Raw genomic sequence first — 20,524 nt, 5'->3', positions numbered from 1 at the left:
GTAAGCACGGGAGTTCCCTGCCCGACTCCGTAGTCGGACCCAGCAGGTTCATATATTAACGAGAGCCTTCCGTATCACTGGAAATATAGTGGTGGAAGGCTCTCGCTGTATTTAAAGGGATGATTTTGTGCTAAGCCACGTAGTTATATGTAGCTGGTATTTGAAAATATAGAACCTCTCGACTATTTCCTAATCGCCCTGAGCTTCTGGTAGAATAAGGAGAGCTAATCAGATGCATCCGGATTCCTGCATAGCGCCCGTCGCTATCCCCATGCGAGTGAACAGGGTATACGGCTTGCATGCATTCGGAGGCCAAGTGGAAGAGGGAGGTATACATAGATGGATCAGGAATTAGAAGCGCGTTTGAATCAGTGGCATGAGGATGATGAATTTGATGAGATTGTAGAGGCGATCACGGCAATCCCTTCTGCTGAGCGAGATTATGATATGGTGGGGCATCTGGCCAGAGCCTACAACAATCTGGGCGAATATGATGAGGCACTGCAGCTGCTGCTGTCTGTAGCAGAGCAAGGCAAGGAAGATCCGGTGTGGCAGTATCGAATCGGATATGCCTACTACTACTTGCTTCAGTATCCTAAGGCAGTAGAAGCTTTTGCTAAAGCCCAAGAGCTGGAGCCAGATGAGCATTTAGCGGAATGGGTGGAGATCAGCCAAAAGAAAGCGGAGCGTCATGAGCGGCAAGAGCAGCGTGCAGCAGCAGCAAGGGCCAAGCTGGATCAGAGTCGGGTGAATCTAGCAGATGCGGAGCCATTCGCCGGAATGGACCTATCAGCGTTCTGGGACGATTCTGAATATGCCACTACAACCTATGTGTCCGAGCCGCCAACAGAGGAGCTGATTGCCTCCGTGGAGGAGGAACTGGGCTATAAGCTGCCAGCTTCGTACATCGCCTTAATGAAGGTGCAAAATGGTGGCGTACCACGAAATACGAGCTTTCCAACAGAGGAATCGACCTCATGGGCAGAGGACCATATCGCCATTTCGAGCATTATGGGAATTGGGCGCGACAAGTCAGAATCCCTGTGCGGAGATTCCGGTAGCCGATTCATGATTGAGGACTGGGGTTATCCAGACATTGGTATAGTGATCTGTGACTGCCCGTCTGCCGGGCATGATGTGGTGATGCTGGATTATCGTGCTTGTGGCAAGGATGGAGAGCCTACAGTCATTCATGTCGATCAGGAAGCGGATTACGAGATTACGTTTCTGGCCCCGGACTTTGAGAGCTTCATTCGTGGTCTGCGTCCAGATGAGGATTTTGAGGTCCCCGAGGAGGAGCGGAAGGCAGAAGAGCTGCACAAGGTGAATACGGGATCATTCTCTCCGTTGCTAACGGAGCTGTGTGCGGCAGTGACGGAAGTTGAGGATATCGAGCAAAGGCTTCGTGCCGTCGCAGCGCGCATTGTGGAGGAGAAAGGACATTTTGCGTTGCATGCAGATGAGCTTTCTCTGCTGATGTATGACGTACAGTTCTTGCTCTATACCCGTGTGCATCCGAATCCTACTCGCGATCAGTATCTGGAGGCATATCGGGACATTATTGCCTTTGCGCCGGGGTTCGGGACGGGTGGCTATGCGGAAGCCTTCATTACAGACTGGCTGGATGATCGGAATTGGCAGGGCATCATCTTGCGGGATCAGGGCAAGCTCCGGCTGGCTGACCAAGCGGATAGTGATATTATCGCACGTCTGAAGGCTGCTGCTGAGCAGATCTGATTCGCTCGAAGTCGGAGTTGAAGAAGCTGGAGTCTAGCCTGGGGAGGAGGCAGTATGTACAATCCATGGTATCGAACAGGTTGGAAGAGCCTGTCTAGCGATGAGAAAGACACACAGATGCGCGAGCTCGCACGGCAATTGCCACCGGGATTTACCTATGCAGGGCTGAGTCGCTTTGCCCGTCATGGGCAGGAGCTGGAGACGGGGGTCTTCGAGCGGACGCGCTCCCGCTTTGTGTTCGTTCCGGGTGACCAGGTCACGCTCGGTTGGGAAGCGTCTCTGCACCAGATGGACGAGGCTACGCTCACCGAGCTGAACGAGAGTGCTGCAGAATTTGGCGTTGATAACCTGGAGGAGCTGCTGGGTCAGCAGATGTCTCCTGTTCGTGAGGCGGAGATTACACCGCTGCTTGTCGAATGTGGCCTCAACTCCCTCGGCTGGACTCAGGTAAGTGCTGAGGAAGCCGCGGAATATGGGGGAACGGAGTTGCAAGAGGCCATCGCCCATCTCGAAGAACGCAGCAGCCACAGCTATGAGCTGTATCAATCCTTTCGCGTGGAGCGCCGGAAGAACGGTCAGGGCTTTGATTACTATTTGTTCAACGAGGATCTGCTCTTGGAGGAGTTCGTCGAAGAGGTTCATCGTCTGGGTTATGACCTGTTGACGGAGGATGAGTGGGAATATCTATTCGGCGGCGGGGCACGCTCGCTATTTCCCTGGGGGGACAGCTGGAATTACAAAATGAAGCTGCGGCATCTGGAAGAACTGGCGGAGGATCCGCATCAGGACTATGTCCTGGAGCTACCTAATGGCTTTGGCATCCAATTCGCAGGTGACCCCTATAAATACGAGCTGACGGTACCGCATTCGGAGGGCTCGAAGCATTCGGAGCCATTCATACCCAAGGGTGGGGATGGTGGAAGTCTGCTATGCGGTGGCTCTGGCGTAGTGATGGGATATCTCCCGGCCACGGCTACTTCGTATCGTGATCTTTTTTATAAGGAGCTGGAGTGGGAAGAGATCATGGATACCATGTACTTCAGAAGAATCGTAAGATTGGAGTCCAGAATTGCAGCGATTTAACAATGATGGACAGGAATAAAGAGGGCTAAGCGCAGATGGAGGTTCATACATTCATCTCAATTCATTGACCCGAGCTCTTTACATTTTGGTTGAATGTATTCAGAAAAAGTCCGCCAGTAGCCATCTTGATGATGGACTGACGGACTTTGGTGTCTAATTAGAGTTGGTGTGGGACTGGATACTGAACAGTACGCAGCTTATCAGGATTAAGCATGACATAGAGTTGCTCAATATGTGCTTGATCCGGGGTCAGCTTCAGACAGATGGCGCCGATTACCTTGCCAGCCTCCAGTAAGGCAAGCTGTAGCTCGCCATTCATGATGGTAGGTGCCAGCTTGAGGTCACGCAATGAAGTAAAGACCTTGCGAGAGGTCAGAAGCGCAAGGACACCCTTCTGTCCGTGCATCGGTCTGGCCACGGTGAAGACCTTCCCACCGCCGTCCGAGATCAGCATAGGCTTCTCTGCCAGCAGCTCCAGCATGGCATGAATATCATATGCCATAAAGGCCGCTGTGAAGCGGTCCAACAGAGCTGCCCTGCCTTGGTCCACTCTGTTCCGATCTACTTGGTCGCTGGGTGCCGTCATGCTCCTGGCTGATTTGAGGAATTCTGTGTGAGTTACTTTGGCTGCTGTGCTCCCTGTTTTTTCTACAGAGTCCATATGCTCGCCAGTACCTGTTCCCGACTGCAGGCGACGCCGGGAACGACTGTAGAGCTGACGACAGTTACTCTCGGTCATGTCTAGCGTCTCGGCTATATCTTTGTAGGGATACTGAAAGGCTTCCCGCAGCACGAAGACGGCACGCTCCTCAGGTCTGAGCTGCTCCAGCAGTACCATGAAGGCATAGGACAGCTGGTCCTTGCGTTCCGTGAGCACCTCCGGGCTATCGACAGCTTCTCCGAGTGGCTCAGGCAGCCAGGCACCTACATAGGTCTCTCGCTGCATACGTGCAGAGTTCAGGCGGTTGATGCTGCGATTGACGATCATTTTCGCAATGTAGGCCTTGAAATCCCGCACCTCTGTCAAGGATCGAGCCTTCAGCTCGATGAAGCAGTCCTGAACGATATCTTCTGCATCAGTGACAGTGCCAAGCATGCGATAGGCCACGGCAAAGGCATACCTGCGATAATCGTGGTACAGCTCCTCCAGAGTAGGAACGTCATCGCTGCCATTGGTTGACTTGCTGTCCTGTGGATTCTGCCTGCCCGGTCGGTTCTGATGATGTGCCGCTTGTGCGTCCATGGAATATCTCCTTCCGGTGGGTAGTGACCTTTAGGCCTCGAAGCAGCCTGGATACATACCTGTAGAGATCGCGATCCGGTTCCAGCTATTTATCGTATTTATCGCTACGATCAGATCCACGTAATCTTCCTCGCTATAGTGCTCCCGCACTCGCTCATATAGCTCCAGCGGTACACCTTGCTCCGAGATTCGAGTGACCTTCTCGGCCAGTTCCAGCATAACCCGCTGTGGGGCTGTGAAGATCGGGGCTTCACGCCAGACCGGCAGCAGCATGATCTGTTCACTATAATTGCCAAGCTTCATCAGGTCCTTGGCGTGCATATCTACGCAGAAGGCACATCCATTAATCTGCGATACCCGAATTTTAAGTAGCTCATATAATACCTTGTCTGCAAAACGTGAGGATGTATGAGCCTCCATCGCCATCATGGCCTTGAATGCTCCTTCATTTGCCGTTTTGTAATTGAATCTCAGATTCATAGTGAATCGCCTCCTGAATTAGTCTTCAATACAGAAGACCATTCAGGAAACGATTCTGTGACAGAGGGGCTGAACTTTTTCACATGAAATCAAAGAAGTAACGAACAACGTGGAAAAATACAGGCGAGGTATACGCCAGGCTGTCCACTCGACTCAGGTAGCTCTGCTTGAGCGCCACGAATTTATCGTCATCTCCAATCAGCAAGTCGCGCTTCAGTACGGATACCGTGAGACTACCGAAGAAGCCGCTTAGGCTGATCAGCATTCCACATACGATACCGAAAACGGGATCAAGTGGCGTTAGATACGGATAGATCAGATAGGAGACAGCTGTCGTCACAACGAATGCGCTGATGAAGCCCTCCCAGGTCAGGCTGGGGTTCGCCGTCGGAACGACCTTACGTCTGCCCCAGTAGAGCGAAGCCAGATAATGCACCACATCATTCAGCTGTGTCAGCACGACAAGGAACAGCACCAATCCACCGCCATATTGCGGGGTAGCGAATTGGAAATACGCCAGATGGCTCAGTCCGAACACCATGAGCATGAGTCCCCATTGGGTCGAGCTGACACTGCGCAGAAATCCGACAGTTCCTTTGTTAATAAGCCGTGGAATGGGCAGCAGCAGGAAGACATAGAGTGGAATGAAGACAATGAACATGCCATACCACTCGATATAGATCCAGTAGAACTGAATGGGAATCGCCAGGTAAGCCCACAGGAACAAGCGCCGATCAGCTTTGCGGGTACGAATCATGGAGAAGTACTCCTTAAGCGCGAAGAACGTGAGCAACATGAGCGATAGTAAGGACACGACCGGATTAAACAGGGTAGCTAGGCAAAAAATAAAAAACATGCCCCACCAGGTCTTAATCCGCACGCCAATAGCGCTATAATCTTTGTCAGGCTGGAGGCGGGCTATAATCGTGTAGGCGAGATGAACGGCTGCAAGAGCTACGAAGATCAAGCCAAGCGTAAATAGTGAACTGTGAAATAACTGGTCTATGGCAATCACCAACTTGTCTATGCGATATGGAAAGTTACTTGAGTGGGCACGGGTCAGGGTTCCTATATCCGCACCCTATGTTGTATTATGAAGCAATAATGCCATCCTGATAAGGAGAAATGTTCGAGATGACAGCTGATCAGTCCATTTATATTCTGCTCACCAATACGGGAACTCTGTTCACCAAGGTGATTCAATCCTATACAAAGGCACCTTATAATCATGCCTCGATTGCATTCAACCGTGAGCTGTCCGAGCTGTATAGCTTCGGTAGAAAGCATCCTAACAATCCGCTACATGGCGGCTTCGTGCGAGAGGATATCAAGAAAGGCACCTTCAGCAAATATCCTGAGACCACATGTGTGATCTATGAGCTTCGTGTCACAGGGCGTGAGGTCGAGAAGATGAGAAGGGTGCTGGATATCTTCATTCGCAGTCGCCAGAAATTCATGTACAACCTTCTTGGTGTCATCGGGATTACACTCAAGGAGCCCGTCGAATTCAGCAATTCGTACTTCTGCTCACAGTTCGTGGCCGAGATTTTGCAGCGTTCAGGCATCAAGATCTGGAACAAGCTCCCTGCGCTGGTCACGCCGGACGATTTCAGGCAGACGGATCGGTTAGAGCTGATCTATGAAGGGAAGCTGAGCGATTATGAGCCGAATGAACCGATACCTGACAGCAGGTGAGTGATGGCTTCGTCCAGGGCGTGTTCTCCTTCCTGATCGCCATAATTTAGCATATGGGGCATAATATTCACATAGCAGCACTCCCCGCTCTGGATGTAACGATATACAATCTGGGCTTCATCAATAGCATCCCGACTCATGCTATGCTGAGGTTCTGCGAGAGTAGTGTTTCCTGAATCTTCATCATCTTGCATGCCCTGCAATCCATGTATAATAGCAGAACGCAGCGTTCTACGTTGCTCTGTAGCTGTAAGCTCCAGGACATCCAGCAGCGTAGAATCCATAATTCGGCTGCCTGTGACCAGCATCAGCTTGGCACGTCCGTCTTCCATCCGCTCCAGCACAGCGATCTGATGATTCACGGCTGCAAATTCCACGACCTGCTCATGACGCAGCAGGAATCGTACGGCTTTTAACTGATCCCTGATTCGGGCGGCTACCTCAAACTCATATGCTTCGCCAGCCCTATACATGCGCTGCTCCATGTCCTCTAGTATGCTCTGATCCTTCCCTTGTAGCAGAAGACAGATTCGTTCTACCCGTTCATTGTACTGCTGGATGGCCTCCAGCTCTCCTGTACATACCCCAAGGCATAGTCCAAGCTCATAGTTCAGACAAGGAGAACTGCCTGAAAGCATCGCCCCACGTCTCAGATGTGGATGGCTGCACAATAGCTGCAGTGCTTCCTGAAGACCATATAATGCTTGCTCAATCATGCTTCTGCTTGTGTAAGGTCCCCAGCTTCGCTCAACCTGAATGTCCTCAGGAGTGTCGATAATCTCTATATGCTTCAGTGCCCCGTTTGAACGCAGTGCCAGATAAGTATAGGCCAACGGATTTTTCATCTTGGCATTGTACATCGGCTTCCATTGCTTAATCAGCCTGCATTCCAGCATGAACGCCTCGAACTCTGTATCCGTGTGGAGTACCTCCAGATCCCGGATCTGCTGCACCAGACGCTTGACCTTGGGAGAATGAGCCGTATTTTGGTGAAAATACGATTGAACCCGCTTTCTCAGAGCCTTCGCCTTTCCAATATAGATGATGGTACCGAACTGATCCTTCATGAGATAGACACCGGGGGTTAGCGGTAGATGATTCACCTTTTCCGTCAAATTCATGACAAGTCCTCCGATCTATACGATGTACCCTACATCTATTATAAGATTATAGAATGGATTAGCCGCCTGGTGAAGCCCGAGGCAAGAGGAGTGAGAAGGGAACGTACTAGTACGGAAAGTGGGATTTGAAGTGAACCTGAGGATCGTAGGCCTTGAGTAGGTCTTGACAGGAACGGGATATTCATATATTTTGTTATTATCAATTAGTTATTATTAAATAAAGAATAACAAAAAAGCTATACGTGACAGGTTCATTTAGACGCAAACACATTCTTTAGTGCCTTCGTTGATCTTACAGTAATTTGTTGTAGGGAAATGAGTGCTGGATGTAACTTGCAGAAGACGACATATGACGATGATACAAGAAGCTACATAGGGCAAGTAGATACATGGGGGAGGTAGACGAAAATTATGATCTATAATGTGGAACAGCTGCGCCGTGCTTATCAGGCGGGGAGCCGCTTTAAATATATGATGTTCTGGGGCCACACACCGCCTGCTGACGGTACACTGAATGCGAGCTGCTTCAGTCAATGGTGGAAGTGTAGCTTTGAGATTGAGGGCGTGACGTACTCTTGCACCGAGCAGTATATGATGGCAGAGAAAGCGCGGCTGTTCGGAGATGAGGAGATGCTGGAGAAGATCCTGGAGGCACGTCATCCGAAGGAAATGAAGGCTTATGGTCGAGCAGTGAAGGACTTCGATCAGCAGCTCTGGGAGCAGCAGCGCTATGATATCGTTAAACGAGGGAACGTGGCCAAGTTCACGCAAAATCAGGATCTGGGCCAAGTGCTGATGAATACGAAGCAGCGAATTCTTGTCGAAGCGAGCCCACGAGACCGTATCTGGGGTATTGGAATGGGGAAGAACAACCCGGATGCCGAGAATCCGATGAAATGGCGTGGGCAGAATCTGCTAGGCTTCGCCTTGACAGAGGTGAGGGACCAGCTGGCTGCGTCTCGGTAACAGAATCGGCTTCGCAGAAATGCGATCGACAGCTTTTCCGATGGTGACATGAATATCAATGCTGAAGAGTAGAGAGTAGAATTTGCTACATGTCTGTCTGGTCTGCACGGTAGATATGTCTTGATTCAGGAGGTTAGGATGACATTTCAAGAGCGGGAACAGGATTTATTCACTGTAGAGGAGCGCTATCTGCTGGCGCATTGTATCTCTGCTGATGCGAAGATGGGCGCGGGCATTGCGGTTGCCTTTTGTCAGCATTTTGATCTGAATTCGCTGCGGGAGCAGGCGAGCATCAAGCCACTGGATGTAGGAAGCTGTTATCAGGTGGGCCGTGTGCTGAACCTGGTCACGAAGCCGAAATATTGGCAGAAGCCTTCGTATGCCACGCTGACAGCAGCGCTCGTGGACATGAGGAACCAGTGTGTGCAGGCAGGAATCGACAAGATCGCCATGCCTCGTATTGGCTGCGGACTGGATCGGCTTCGTTGGGATAAGACCCGGCAGATCATTCAAGAAGTTTTTGAAGAGACGGATATAGACATTGTGGTATGTTCGCAATAGATAGGCTTGAAGATTAACAGAGAATATAAGTAGTTTGTTTCTAGCACGAGTGTAAATAGTAGACAGAGTTCCACAGGAAACAGATTGAGTATGAGCTCGCCTTGGACAGGCGAGCTTATTGGTTGTGCATTCCAATGCTACCCTAGTAAGCAAAGTGAAACTCAGTTTATAGTATGTATAATTGTTATAACTACTACAAAGTCTAGGACGGAGGTTGTCATCATGCTAAAAGACGAACACGTACTACAACTAATAGCAGAGAGCGGTCTCGACCGTATGGGAGGAACACTGGAGCAGACGACTCTTTTGTCGAACCGGATACATGTCACTCCTTCGACCGATGACGAAATCGCAGTCGGGAATTCAAAAATCGGAGGGAATCCTGACCTGCACGCTTCCGTTGACTGGCCGATGTATGACGGAAAGCCTCTGACGTTTATCGCACAAATACAGCTGAACGAAGTACCATGGAAGCCTGAACCACTACCACAGTCAGGGCTATTGTCCTTTTTCTATGAAGCAGTCGATCAACCGTGGGGCTTTGATCCAGAAGAGGCGGGGCAATGGAAGGTAATATATGTCGCAGACATGGCAGGACTTGAACGCAAAGCCAAGCCTGCAGAACTAGTGAATCGTGACGAAGCCGAGGCGGAGGCACTCGCAGTCAACTTTTCTGTGCAAACGACGTTGCTTCCACCGAGGACGCTGGAGATGAAACGGCTGGGACCAAATGCTGATGAAATGGATAAGTACATGGATCTCAGGGAGAGCGTGGTTGAGCATAACGGCGCAAATACAGTTATCCATCGCTTCCTCGGACATCCAGACCCAATTCAGGGCGACATGCAGTTACAAACTCAATTGGTATCAAACGGAATTAATTGTGGCGATGCCTTCGGCTACCGGGATCCAAGGCGCGAGGAGCTGGAGCCGGGTGCAGAGGGCTGGAAGCTACTGCTCCAGATTGATTCTGTGGAGGAGCTGGGACTGATCTGGGGTGACTTCGGAATGATCTATTTCTGGATACACGAGGACGATTTGAAGAACGGTGATTTTGAACGAGTCTGCGTCATATTGCAATGTGGCTAAATCAAGAGGGACTGCCTTTTCAGGCGGTCTCTTTATTTTGTATATCGTTATTCATCAATTCACTCTCTGCTAGTCATTAATCATCCTGAGCTCGGGACACACAAGTGAGCAGTTCGATCTCATCAGGAGGGTGTGTCCTATTTCTCAAGTGAAAAGGGTTCGATGATGGATAGCTCAATATGGGCTGAATGTCTAAACGTGTCGAAAATTACAGAATAAACGGGTATATTTTTATGATTTCTGGGATATGGAGCACTGTGTCCCCCGTAATTAGTCGTATATAATCATACTGGGGATGGAAGCGCTGGATAAGCTCCCCTTTTGTTACATACTACTGCAATAGACTGGAGTCAGGCCGCCTTCATTGTCAGGCTAATAGGAATAGGCGGCTAAGATAAGGGGGAAAGCGGTCGGTGTGCGGATAACAGCGGATATCCATCTATGATGACGGTTCCTAGATTTGGCTGACATCGAGTTGGCCGGAGATCAGTGAAACGGTAACACCGTATGAAGGCAAGAAGGAGTTGAGAGATGATGCCCCTGCATTTGAAAGAGGTCCGTCCTGAGGACCTCGGCGAAGTTACACTGCTCGTGGGCGACCCAGCCCGAGTAGCGGTATTGGCGGAGGCCTGGGACGAGGCTGAGGAGATCTGCAACAATCGTGAGTACAAGCTGATAAGCGGATATTGGAAGGGGCGTAAAGTCTCGGTCTGCTCCACGGGCATCGGAATCAGCTCCACAGAGATTGCGGTCATCGAGCTGATCGAACTGGGAGCCCGTATGCTGGTGCGAGTCGGTGGCTGCGGAGCCTGGCAGAAGCACATTGCCCCTGGGGATCTGATCGTGAACCACGCTATGGCACGTGAAGCGGGGACATTAGGAGCATATGTGCCAGATGGTTATCCTGCAGTTGCTGATTCATTACTGGTAGGAGCTCTCCTGCGAACTGCGCATGAGCAAGGCTTCACTGTACATACCGGAATTGGGCTTACGACACAGACATATTATCTGGGCCAAGGACGTAAGCCAGCGATCGGGCAAGGACCTAACCCTGAGGATTTGATGTCCTATTGGCAGCTACGTGGAATTCTGAATTGCGAGATGGAGACGGCAGCCATCTATGTGCTTGCCTCGATGTATGGGGTCAGAGCAGCGAATTGTCTGGTTGCTCATGTCAGCCGGACAACGGAGCAGTGGGTGCCAGATGCGGATTATCATACGATTCATGCCAAGGCGGCTACGGCGGTTCTGGATGCGTGTTTTACGTTAAGGAATGACATCTGAATTCTTAAGTATGAGGACCAATTACAGCACGACATATCAGAAAAGGGGTGTTCATCGACGTGACGACAGCCGCAATTCGCATACAGGATGTAAGCAAGGTCTACAAAAGCAGTGGTGGACGGGAAGTACAGGCTCTCACACATATCAATCTGGATGTAAGACAAAGTGAATTTATCTCGATCATCGGTCCTTCGGGCTGTGGCAAATCAACCCTGCTGAGAATCTTGGCCAATCTGGAGCCGCCCACAAGCGGCCAGATGGACTGGAAGGATTCGGCCGACAACATCGGATTTGTATTTCAGGATGCTACGCTACTTCCTTGGAAAACGGTACTACAGAACGCCAGATTCCCGCTTGAGGTAAAGAAGCTGCTGAGCAAGGACAGTTTAAGCAACCTGGATAAGCTACTGGAGCTAGCTGGGTTAAAAGGGTTCGAGAACGCTTATCCTCGTGAGCTATCTGGTGGGATGAAGCAACGTGTATCCATTGTGCGTGCGTTATCCTATAATCCGGATGTACTGCTCATGGACGAGCCGTTCGGCGCACTTGATGCGCTGACCCGTGACAAGATGGGCATCGAGCTGATGCGAATCTGGGATGAGACGAAGAAGACGATCCTGTTCGTTACCCACAGTATTTCCGAAGCTGTATTCTTATCCGATCGGGTCATTGTCATGTCTCCCCGTCCTGGCAAGATTGATCAGGTTATAGATATCGAGCTGCCTCGTCCCCGCACGGTAGAGGTGAAGGAGACGCTTGAATTCGTTAATTATGTCAAGACTCTTCGGGAAGTGTTGGGATAGGATGGCTAGACTTAGAGTAATCGGGGAATATGTCGCAGCCGTCTTCATTCTCTTGTTGATTTGGTCGTTATATGTTCATTTTTTTGATGTCCCAGCATTCCTCTTGCCTACACCCTCAGCTGTAGGAGTAGCTATGATTGACATGTTCACCACGCAGGATCTCATGTTTCATTTCTCCGTGACAGCAGGCGAGGTCTTTGCCGGTTTCCTGTTTGGTATACTTCTGGGCTGTGTAATGGGCTATCTAATTGGCAAAGTCAAGCTACTGGAGGAGGCCTTGATGCCTTATATCCTCTTGGCACAGACCGCACCCAAAATTGCATTGGCACCCTTGTTCGTCATCTGGTTCGGGTTGGGAATTACCTCCAAGCTGGTACTGATTATCTCGATGGTCTTCTTTCCGGTGATGTTGGGTACGATCTTCGGACTCAAGAGTATTACATATAACCTGAAGGGCCTGATGCAGATTACAGGCTTGAACTGGTGGCAGAAGGTGCTGCAGGTGGAGCTTCCGTATTCCATGCCACAGATCTTTGCTGGTCTGAAGGTGGGGATGGTGCAGGCCGTTATTGCGGCTATTGTAGCGGAATGGATTTCTGGCGAGAATGGCCTAGGGTACCTGCTGGTCTTCAACAGCACCACTTACAACTCACCCATGCTGTTCGCCTCCATTATTTACACTATTATTGTGGGCATTATTTTCTATGCGTGCATCGGCCTATTGGAGAATCGTCTCTTGTTCTGGCACGACTCCAAGCAGAGCAGATCATAGCTGGCCTGCGCAGAGCTGTTCGTCTTAGTAATGCTAAGGTCTAGATATAAAAAAATATTACACGTAGGGGGAACATGGTATGAAGAAAGTAATGATGTTACTGATGTCTGTGTTGTTGATCGGTGTGCTGACAGCGTGCGGAGCAACGGGGAGCAGTGATGGCTCTGCGAACACAGGTCAGGATTCCGGGAAGAAAGAGGCTGCTAACGGTGAGCTACGCAAGGTTACTGTTCAGATTGATGGGGCAGCGGTACCTTATTATGCTCCAATGTATGTCGCCAAGGAGCAAGGCTTCTTCAAGGAGCAAGGACTGGATGTGGAGTTCCTGTATGCCGATGCCGCTACTATCATACGGAATGTCGCTGCTAATAACGTACAGTTCGGCTTTCCGAATGCAGACACGGTAGTTACAGCCAAGTCTCAGGATCTCCCGGTAAAAGTCGTACACACTACATACCAGCATGGCCTGGGTGCCACGATCTTCAAGAAGAGCAGCGGTATCAGTACTCCTGCGGATCTTAAGGACAAGACGATTGCCGTGACCAGCTATGGCAGCCCCAACTACATACAGCTGCAAGTATTGCTTGAAAGCCATGGACTTAGTATTCGTGACGTTAACGTGAAGATTGTAGGCAGCGGCGCGATCGTGAATGCTCTGGTTGCCGATGAAGTAGATGCGATCATCTTCTCCATGCTGAGAACGGTGGAACTGCAAAATAGCGGTGAGGATGTCGCAGAATTCCGCTCCGATGAAGTCCTCCCCTCCTTTGGTAACGTTGTCGTGACCTCCGAGTCTTATCTAGCGTCCAATAAGGAGGATGTTATCGGATTTACCACAGCACTGGATCAAGCGCTGGACTACATTATTAAGGAAGGCAACATAGAATCCTCCATCCAAATGTCCGTCGAGAAGTACGCTCCTACTTTTGCAGGTAAAGAAGAAGTTGTAGCCAAGATCTTCAATGACGTATTCGTTCCTTACCTGTGGCAAAGTGAGCTCACCAAGACAGAGGGTTACGGAGCAGCAGACATGGCAAGATGGCAGACAGCTATCGACAGTCAGCAGAAGTTCGGCATTATTGCCGAGTCGTTCCCAGCCGAGGAATTGGTACTGACCAATCTGAAGTAACACAGGTGATAATATGAGGAAGAGTGTACGCAAGACCACTATTACGCTGTTGACCTTTCTGATCTTCGTGGTCCTGTGGCAGATGTATGTATCTGTGTCTCAAGTACCTGCGCATATATTGCCTGGACCGATGAAATATGTTTCAGAATTTCTTCGGATTACTAGTACAAGCAGCTTCAGTGAGCATGTTACAACTACATTGTATGAGATTGCTGTCGGCTTTGGCATTGGCTGTGTGCTTGGTTTGGTCTTCGGATATGTGCTGGCCAAAAGTGAGCTGATGGAGCGTCTAATTACGCCCTATGTTGTGCTTGCCCAAATTACGCCCAAAATCTCAATCGCTCCATTGTTTATCTTATGGTTTGGTCTCGGGGCGAGCTCCAAGATTGCACTGGTGATCCTGGTTGTATTCTTTCCCATCATGGTGAACACCATCATTGGGATTCGCTCCGTGGAATCCAATATGAAGGACCTGTTACATGTCCTTAGAGCTCGTCCGCTCCAGAAGTTCCTCTCGGTGGAGATTCCGTATTCTCTGCCTTCCATTATGGCGGGTGTGAAGGTGTCAACTACCTACGCGATCACAGGGGCGGTCATTGGAGAAATGATCGGCGCCAAGGCTGGACTCGGCTATCTGGTCATCCTTGGTAGTGAGACCTATGATATCAACCTCATTATGACAGCGGTGCTGATCCTCAGCGTCATGGGACTGGTATTATACACGCTGTGTGGGTACGCAGAGAAGAGACTACTGCATTGGCATGAATCTCAGGAGCAGGTCATGTAATATAAGTGGGCTAGAGCAGCCTGAACTAAGCAAGATCAATGGGTGGCGAGCAAAGCAGCTCAAAATGTGGCTACAAGGCAAGATACAGTAGGATCGGTACATGGGATATCACCCATGACCGATCCTTTTTGGCTGAAGCTGAACAGCGGTCGACAGGACTTCCGCTTGCAGCAGATATATACTCACATTTACATATAGTCCGGTTAAGGTACTAGGTGCGACGTGAGATGTGTAATGTGTAATGTGTAATGTACATGAGCAATGGTTGATCAGGGTTCCTCTACATAGTCTTGAAGAGCCCGCAGCTTGTCATCCCAGTACGGCTCGAAGAAGTGAACCCATTGCTGCACCTGTGACAGCGGTTCGGATTGAAGGGTATAACGCGTCTCGCGTCCTACTCGCTGCGACTGGACCAGTCCGGCTTCTGTCAGCACGAACAGATGCTTGTTGATCGCAGTACGTGTGATGGGAAATTGTCTTGTGATGTTAGCGACCGCCATCTCCTGGCCTACAAGCAGATGCAGAATCTGGCGGCGTGTAGGGTCGGCAATAGCCTGGAATACATCATATTTGGTAGCTGTAGCAGACATAGTTAACCCTCAACATACTGGACAAGCCTGTCGTGAACGATGTCTTCCCAGCCCCCGTTCATTCGTTCCCTGATGGCTGCATGTGGTTGCCCGAATTCGGTAACCGTCTCTTCATCCCAGCCTGTGTGAATCAAGGTGAATTCAGTCGTGTGGGAGGTAATAGCCCGCAGCTCAAAGATGAGCCGCCAGTCCTTGCCCCAAGCGATCTCCAATCGTGAATTAGGGTCAATATCGATCACTTTGCAAGGAGAGTCTCCGAATGGCCCGGCATGAAGAGTGAACTCATATCCGAGAATGGGCTCAAATGTACTCGGCATCCACCAGGCTGCTATGCCTTCGGCAGTGGCTACGGCATTCCAGACCTTCTCGATCGGGGCTTTCAGTTGCACGGTTTTTCGAATGTCGGGAATAGATGATTTTTCAGGCATAAGGGCCTCCTTTATAATGTGACACCTAGAGGTGTTCTTTTTGTTTTGTTCAATATAACACCTAAGGGTGTTATGTTACAAGTCTTCTGTTATTTTCATACTGGAACCTGTAACTTGTAGCTCTATAACTTGTGGCTCTGTATCTCGTAGATCCGTATTGGAGACAGGGACATTTGTATCTACGGTGAATCCTAGTCTTCCCGAATGATGATTGAGCCAACCAGAATTGTGATTCATAGAGCTGCATGTTATGGTGGGATTGGACAGCGATTCAATGTCGATTCTTAAGATGGAGGTGTCAGACGTCATGAAAGCATTATTCATTGGAGGAACGGGGACGATTAGCTCTGCCATTACAAGCTCTCTGCTGGAGCAGGGCTGTGAGCTGTACTTACTCAACCGGGGAACGCGAAATGCTTCTCTGCCGGAAGGTGCTCGCCTTCTACAGGGAGATATTCATGATGAGACGCAGGTGTCCAGTCTGTTGGAGGGACATGAGTTCGATGTGGTGGTGGATTTCATTGCATTTGATCGGAAGGATGTAGAAAGGGATTTTCGCCTTTTCCAAGGCAAGACCAGGCAATATATCTTCATCAGCTCTGCTTCCGCTTACCAGAAGCCGCTATCCGACTATCGGATTACGGAGGGAACTCCACTCGCCAACCCTTACTGGGAGTATTCACGAAATAAGATCGACTGTGAGCATTACCTGATGACACAGTACCGGGAGCAGGGCTTTCCGGTCACGATCGTAAGGCCTAGCCATACCTACAGTGAGCGCTCCATTCCACTTGGGGTATCGGGTGCCAAGGGTAGCTGGCAGGTTGCCAAGCGGATGCTGAATCATCAGCCTGTAATCATTCACGGGGATGGTACCTCGCTGTGGACGATGACGCACAGTAGTGATTTTGCCAAAGGCTTCATCGGGCTTATGGGCAATATCCATGCAATCGGGGAGGCTGTGAACATCACCTCTGACGAGACAGTAACCTGGAATCAGGTGTACAGTATCGTAGCTGATGCGCTGGGTGTACCACTCAAGGCCGTATATGTACCGTCGGAATTTCTGGCTGCATGTGGTGGTGCCAAGGATTATCGCGGTGGGCTGCTGGGCGACAAAGCACATTCGGTCGTCTTCGATAATGCCAAGCTGAAGCGCTTGGTCCCTGACTTCGTGGCTACGACGCGCCTGGATCAGGGGATCCGTCGTACCGTGCAGCATATTCTGGAGCATCCTGAGCTGCAGACAGAGGACCCGGAATTTGATGTGTGGTGTGACAAGGTTATATCTGCACTAGAAGTAGCAGTGAACACGGTGCGAGGCGAATAGATAGATGTACTAATGTAGGGTTATTTGAACTCTTGTATGGCCTGAACTCTTTAATCATTAAAAAGTAGTCGATCCCAGAGAGCGTGTTCTCCGGGATCGGCTATTTTTCGAGGTCGGGGCAAGGGTAGCGTAGCCTTGCTACCGAATTCCATGGACATCCTTAAGGCTGTGATTGGCCTGTAACGCTATTGCCTGATTTCGTAATATAGTAATCCAGCTTGGCTCCGCTCCAGAAGTGGAAGGTCAGCTTAACCTGTCCATCACGTACAGAATTGAAGAATTCAGGCTGCAATTGAATGTGCTGTGCGTTGTACTGCGGAACAAAGGTGGTGTGGAATTCTTTGAACGATGTCCAGTCGTGCGGGCCAGCATTGCCGCCTGACGTATATACGGCCTCCATGGTGGCCAGTCGATCTCCCTTAAATTGAGTCGGAATCTGGAAGCTGTTAGTCGTGCCTGTAGCGCTGTCTAGCTGCGGTGTGTCGTATACGATGATGTGCCATTTCCAGTCTGCTCCACCGCTGAATTTGGCTGTCAGCACGGCTTGTTGGCCATGAGTATTATTGGAGATCAGGCCTTGCAGTGTTCCAGCCTTCAAAGTAAGGGTATTACCGCTGATTGTGTAATCCTCGCCTTCCACCAAGGCTGTGGCTCCTGCTTTCAGCGAGACCAGTCCGTGTCCGTTCCAATTCATGGGCAGTGGCTTGTCTGTAATGGACTCTCCGGCTCTCAGAAATAACAGATCGCTATTCCCTGTTGCAGAGCGTCCTGTCCAGCCTGCCTTCAGAACGGCAAATAGATCAGGATCAGACCATGTGAAGGATTGACGGCCAAAGTGCTGTCCATTATCCCATAGCATCGGGGCAATTCCTTTATCTTGCAGATAGTGTCCCAGGAACTCGAAGAATTTCAGCTTCTCTCCCTGTTGAATGACGTCGGTATTCTTATCAAAGCCGAGGAGTCCATATTCACCCAGGATGACCGGAATGCCGCGTGCGACAAATGTGTTGTATACTCGATCAAAGGTGTTCGTGATGTCACTGCGTACCTCCTGATTGAAGGTGGTAAATCCAGCAAGATTTACGCTGAAGGGCCAAAATCCATAAAAGTGGACGGTGGCTATCAGATTCGGATCATCCAGTTGCTCAATCGTGTCGTAGAGCTCGTCCATTCGTTCTTGTGTTGGTGATGCCTCCAATGTGGAGAGCACAAGCGGACGTGTGGCATTCTCACCGCCTGAGCTGCGTACGATATTGTGGAAGGATACGTTCAGCTCCTCAAGCATGCTGAAGGACAGGGCTTCGCTGGTAGTACCGCCATCGCTGAAGCGAGGCTCGTTGACGCTCTCCATCATCAGCTTGGAGGAATGGTTCTTGAAGCGTTCAGCAATCTGCTCCCAGGCAGCATCATAGCGGGCTCGGACCTGTGTACGATTCTGCTCCATATGGCTGATCCACACCCAGGAATCATGATGGAGATTGATCATGACGTATAGATCTTCGTCAAGTGCCCAGTTCACGACTTGCTCTACCCGATTCAGATAGGCAGGATTAATGGTGTAATCAGGTGCAGGGCCGATGTGAGCGTTCCAGGTGACAGGAATACGTATACTCTTGTACCCTTGGGCTGCGACGTTCTGAATTAATTGCTGTGTGATGGGTGGATTGCCCCATGCAGTCTCGTCAGAGCCTACAGCGTCCAGTGAATTACCAAGATTCCAGCCGGGAGCCATATCCTCAACGTAGGACTGCAATGAACTCGGAGTAGCATTGGAGGAGGTGACTATGTCCTCACGGCCTGATTCCTGAGCAGAAGAGGCGGAGGGGAATACACTGAGGAGCAAAGCGGCAATGACGGCTAACGGTAGAAAGACCTTTCGTTTACGCTTGATCATGGTTACTTGTCTCCTTCACCATATATTGTAAGCGCTTTCTCATACAGAGTAACATACAAAATTTGGAATAAATACCCTCATTATTCGTCTTGATTTCATGTAATAATTAGAGTTATATCCTTTTATTTACATAATGTGAGCCTTGAAAAGATGCCTGTCTCCACATACATCTTAATTACGCACAAAATTTGATGAATGAGGCTTGCAAGTATAGAGAAAATAGTTCAATATAAAGATAAGTTGTGAGTAGAATTAAGTAAGTTGCTAACCAAAAGGTTGTAAATATGATATTCAAAAATCATCGTACAGGGAGGCTATTAACATGGAAATTGGAATTACAACATTCGTGGAGACTTCACCGGATGTGAAGACAGGCGAGGTCATGAGTCATGCGCAGCGGCTGCGTGAGGTAGTAGAGGAGATCGTATTAGCTGATCAGGTTGGCCTGGATGTCTATGGTGTCGGCGAACACCATCGTGTGGATTATGCAGCCTCTTCCCCTGCTGTTGTACTCGCTGCGGCTGCTGCTCAGACTTCCCGAATCCGGCTTACCAGTGCGGTTACGGTCTTATCCTCAGACGATCCTGTACGGGTGTTCCAGGATTTCGCGACATTGGACGGGATCTCGAATGGTCGTGCTGAGATCATGGCGGGGCGTGGCTCCTTTATCGAGTCGTTCCCATTGTTCGGCTATGATTTGAATGATTACGACGAGCTATTCGATGAGAAGCTGGATTTGTTGCTGAAGCTGTGTCAGTCGGAGAAAATCACTTGGGAGGGCAAGCATCGGCCAGCTATTCATAATCTGGGTGTGTACCCGCGTCCAGTACAGCAGACATTGCCTGTCTGGATTGGAAGCGGCGGTAATCAGGAGTCCGTTGTTCGTGCTGGCTTGCTAGGTTTGCCACTGGTATTGGCCATTATTGGTGGACGCCCCGTACAATTCGCTCCACTGGTGGAGCTGTACAAGAAGGCAGCAGCACATGCAGGACATGATGTCTCCAAGTTAACCGTTGCCTCTCATTCGCACGGCTTCATTGCGGACGATGATCATACAGCAGCTGAGAAGTTCTTCCCTCCAGCTCAAGCTGTCATGAATATGCTGGGCCGTGAACGTGGCTGGGGCCATTACAGCCGTGCGACCTTCGATGCGGCTCGTAGTCCTGAAGGTGCTCTGTATGTCGGCGATGCTGAGACTGTAGCCAAGAAAATCATTCACCTGCGCAAGGAAGTCGGCATCACTCGCTTCATGCTGCATGTACCGCTGGGTACAATGCCTCATGAGGAAGTCATGCGGGCAATTGAGTTGCTCGGGACAGAAGTAGCCCCACGTGTGCGTGAGGAGATTGCAGCGTGGGAGGCGGCAGGTCAGCCGAAGGAATAAGTCACGTCAACGGCCAACGTCAACTCATCTGCGAACGTAAGGTATGTCATATCCGAGCCCGGTTCCCTTCGCTATAATTATTTAGTTAAGCCATTAATACCTTGACCGAGTCTAAGTTCATGTGAGTGATCTAGGGAAGCGTCTCTAC

The 20,524-nt window shown here is 50.0% G+C and carries 20 protein-coding genes; 13 read left to right on the top strand and 7 right to left on the bottom strand.

Annotated elements, in window-relative coordinates:
* Nucleotides 1-339: 339 nt before the first annotated feature.
* Nucleotides 340-1,737: an SMI1/KNR4 family protein gene (locus MKX74_RS27120; protein ID WP_341180394.1), complete on the top strand. Its 1,398-nt coding sequence runs from the start codon at nucleotides 340-342 to the stop codon at nucleotides 1,735-1,737.
* A 54-nt stretch (nucleotides 1,738-1,791) separates the two neighbouring features.
* Nucleotides 1,792-2,820, top strand: coding sequence for a hypothetical protein (locus MKX74_RS27115; protein WP_341180393.1), 1,029 nt, complete (start codon nucleotides 1,792-1,794; stop codon nucleotides 2,818-2,820).
* A gap of 157 nt (nucleotides 2,821-2,977) precedes the next feature.
* On the opposite strand, the gene MKX74_RS27110 is transcribed toward MKX74_RS27115, so the two are convergent.
* From MKX74_RS27110 to MKX74_RS27100, 3 genes are all read right to left on the bottom strand, one after another.
* Complete coding sequence (locus tag MKX74_RS27110) at nucleotides 2,978-4,063, bottom strand: sigma-70 family RNA polymerase sigma factor (protein WP_341180392.1); 1,086 nt, start codon at nucleotides 4,061-4,063, stop codon at nucleotides 2,978-2,980.
* A 30-nt stretch (nucleotides 4,064-4,093) separates the two neighbouring features.
* Nucleotides 4,094-4,543 (bottom strand): carboxymuconolactone decarboxylase family protein, encoded by a 450-nt coding sequence (locus MKX74_RS27105; protein ID WP_341180391.1) that lies wholly within the window; start codon nucleotides 4,541-4,543, stop codon nucleotides 4,094-4,096.
* 79 nt (nucleotides 4,544-4,622) lie between these two features.
* Nucleotides 4,623-5,549 (bottom strand): phosphatidate cytidylyltransferase, encoded by a 927-nt coding sequence (locus MKX74_RS27100; protein WP_033412316.1) that lies wholly within the window; start codon nucleotides 5,547-5,549, stop codon nucleotides 4,623-4,625.
* A gap of 128 nt (nucleotides 5,550-5,677) precedes the next feature.
* On the opposite strand from MKX74_RS27100, the gene MKX74_RS27095 reads away from it, so the two are divergent.
* The gene (locus MKX74_RS27095; protein ID WP_018883821.1) at nucleotides 5,678-6,238 is read left to right on the top strand and encodes a hypothetical protein; all 561 of its coding nucleotides are present in this window, start codon (nucleotides 5,678-5,680) and stop codon (nucleotides 6,236-6,238) included.
* Here the strand turns inward: MKX74_RS27095 and MKX74_RS27090 are convergent.
* Nucleotides 6,202-7,359, bottom strand: a complete 1,158-nt coding sequence (locus MKX74_RS27090; protein ID WP_341180390.1) for a GIY-YIG nuclease family protein — start codon at nucleotides 7,357-7,359, stop codon at nucleotides 6,202-6,204. The genes MKX74_RS27095 and MKX74_RS27090 overlap by 37 nt on opposite strands.
* A 411-nt stretch (nucleotides 7,360-7,770) precedes the next feature.
* On the opposite strand from MKX74_RS27090, the gene MKX74_RS27085 reads away from it, so the two are divergent.
* The 8 genes from MKX74_RS27085 to MKX74_RS27050 all read left to right on the top strand — a co-directional run bounded on the left by MKX74_RS27085 (nucleotide 7,771) and on the right by MKX74_RS27050 (nucleotide 14,750).
* The gene (locus MKX74_RS27085) at nucleotides 7,771-8,325 is read left to right on the top strand and encodes an NADAR family protein (protein ID WP_341180389.1); all 555 of its coding nucleotides are present in this window, start codon (nucleotides 7,771-7,773) and stop codon (nucleotides 8,323-8,325) included.
* Nucleotides 8,326-8,463: 138 nt separating this feature from the next.
* The gene (locus MKX74_RS27080; protein WP_018883824.1) at nucleotides 8,464-8,886 is read left to right on the top strand and encodes a macro domain-containing protein; all 423 of its coding nucleotides are present in this window, start codon (nucleotides 8,464-8,466) and stop codon (nucleotides 8,884-8,886) included.
* A gap of 222 nt (nucleotides 8,887-9,108) precedes the next feature.
* Complete coding sequence (locus tag MKX74_RS27075) at nucleotides 9,109-9,975, top strand: YwqG family protein (protein ID WP_341180388.1); 867 nt, start codon at nucleotides 9,109-9,111, stop codon at nucleotides 9,973-9,975.
* A gap of 531 nt (nucleotides 9,976-10,506) precedes the next feature.
* A complete protein-coding gene (locus MKX74_RS27070) occupies nucleotides 10,507-11,259 on the top strand; it encodes a phosphorylase family protein (RefSeq protein ID WP_025681571.1) in 753 nt (250 codons plus the stop codon).
* Nucleotides 11,260-11,318: 59 nt separating this feature from the next.
* A complete protein-coding gene (locus MKX74_RS27065; protein ID WP_025681570.1) occupies nucleotides 11,319-12,062 on the top strand; it encodes an ABC transporter ATP-binding protein in 744 nt (247 codons plus the stop codon).
* Nucleotide 12,063: 1 nt separating this feature from the next.
* On the top strand, nucleotides 12,064-12,834 hold the full coding sequence (locus MKX74_RS27060) for an ABC transporter permease (protein WP_341180387.1): 771 nt from the start codon (nucleotides 12,064-12,066) through the stop codon (nucleotides 12,832-12,834).
* A gap of 79 nt (nucleotides 12,835-12,913) precedes the next feature.
* The gene (locus MKX74_RS27055; RefSeq protein WP_341180386.1) at nucleotides 12,914-13,963 is read left to right on the top strand and encodes an ABC transporter substrate-binding protein; all 1,050 of its coding nucleotides are present in this window, start codon (nucleotides 12,914-12,916) and stop codon (nucleotides 13,961-13,963) included.
* A 13-nt stretch (nucleotides 13,964-13,976) separates the two neighbouring features.
* Nucleotides 13,977-14,750 (top strand): ABC transporter permease, encoded by a 774-nt coding sequence (locus MKX74_RS27050; RefSeq protein ID WP_025681567.1) that lies wholly within the window; start codon nucleotides 13,977-13,979, stop codon nucleotides 14,748-14,750.
* 269 nt (nucleotides 14,751-15,019) lie between these two features.
* Here the strand turns inward: MKX74_RS27050 and MKX74_RS27045 are convergent, their stop codons facing one another.
* Both MKX74_RS27045 and MKX74_RS27040 read right to left on the bottom strand, forming a co-directional pair.
* Nucleotides 15,020-15,340 (bottom strand): ArsR/SmtB family transcription factor, encoded by a 321-nt coding sequence (locus tag MKX74_RS27045; RefSeq protein WP_341180385.1) that lies wholly within the window; start codon nucleotides 15,338-15,340, stop codon nucleotides 15,020-15,022.
* Between the two features lie 2 nt (nucleotides 15,341-15,342).
* Nucleotides 15,343-15,768 (bottom strand): SRPBCC family protein, encoded by a 426-nt coding sequence (locus tag MKX74_RS27040; protein WP_341180384.1) that lies wholly within the window; start codon nucleotides 15,766-15,768, stop codon nucleotides 15,343-15,345.
* 307 nt (nucleotides 15,769-16,075) lie between these two features.
* Here MKX74_RS27040 and MKX74_RS27035 point away from each other — a divergent pair, with 307 nt between their 5' ends.
* Nucleotides 16,076-17,098 (top strand): SDR family oxidoreductase, encoded by a 1,023-nt coding sequence (locus MKX74_RS27035; RefSeq protein WP_341180383.1) that lies wholly within the window; start codon nucleotides 16,076-16,078, stop codon nucleotides 17,096-17,098.
* Between the two features lie 160 nt (nucleotides 17,099-17,258).
* Here the strand turns inward: MKX74_RS27035 and MKX74_RS27030 are convergent, their stop codons facing one another.
* The gene (locus MKX74_RS27030; RefSeq protein ID WP_341180382.1) at nucleotides 17,259-18,992 is read right to left on the bottom strand and encodes a cellulase family glycosylhydrolase; all 1,734 of its coding nucleotides are present in this window, start codon (nucleotides 18,990-18,992) and stop codon (nucleotides 17,259-17,261) included.
* A gap of 322 nt (nucleotides 18,993-19,314) precedes the next feature.
* Here MKX74_RS27030 and MKX74_RS27025 point away from each other — a divergent pair, with 322 nt between their 5' ends.
* Nucleotides 19,315-20,376 (top strand): LLM class flavin-dependent oxidoreductase, encoded by a 1,062-nt coding sequence (locus MKX74_RS27025; RefSeq protein ID WP_341180381.1) that lies wholly within the window; start codon nucleotides 19,315-19,317, stop codon nucleotides 20,374-20,376.
* Nucleotides 20,377-20,524: the final 148 nt, after the last annotated feature.

Origin of the sequence: Paenibacillus sp. FSL K6-1230, from assembly GCF_038002385.1 — a bacterium.
Lineage (GTDB): Bacteria > Bacillota > Bacilli > Paenibacillales > Paenibacillaceae > Paenibacillus > Paenibacillus massiliensis.
Note: the sequence above shows the minus strand (reverse complement) of the source record. Positions and strands in the feature narration are given on the sequence as shown.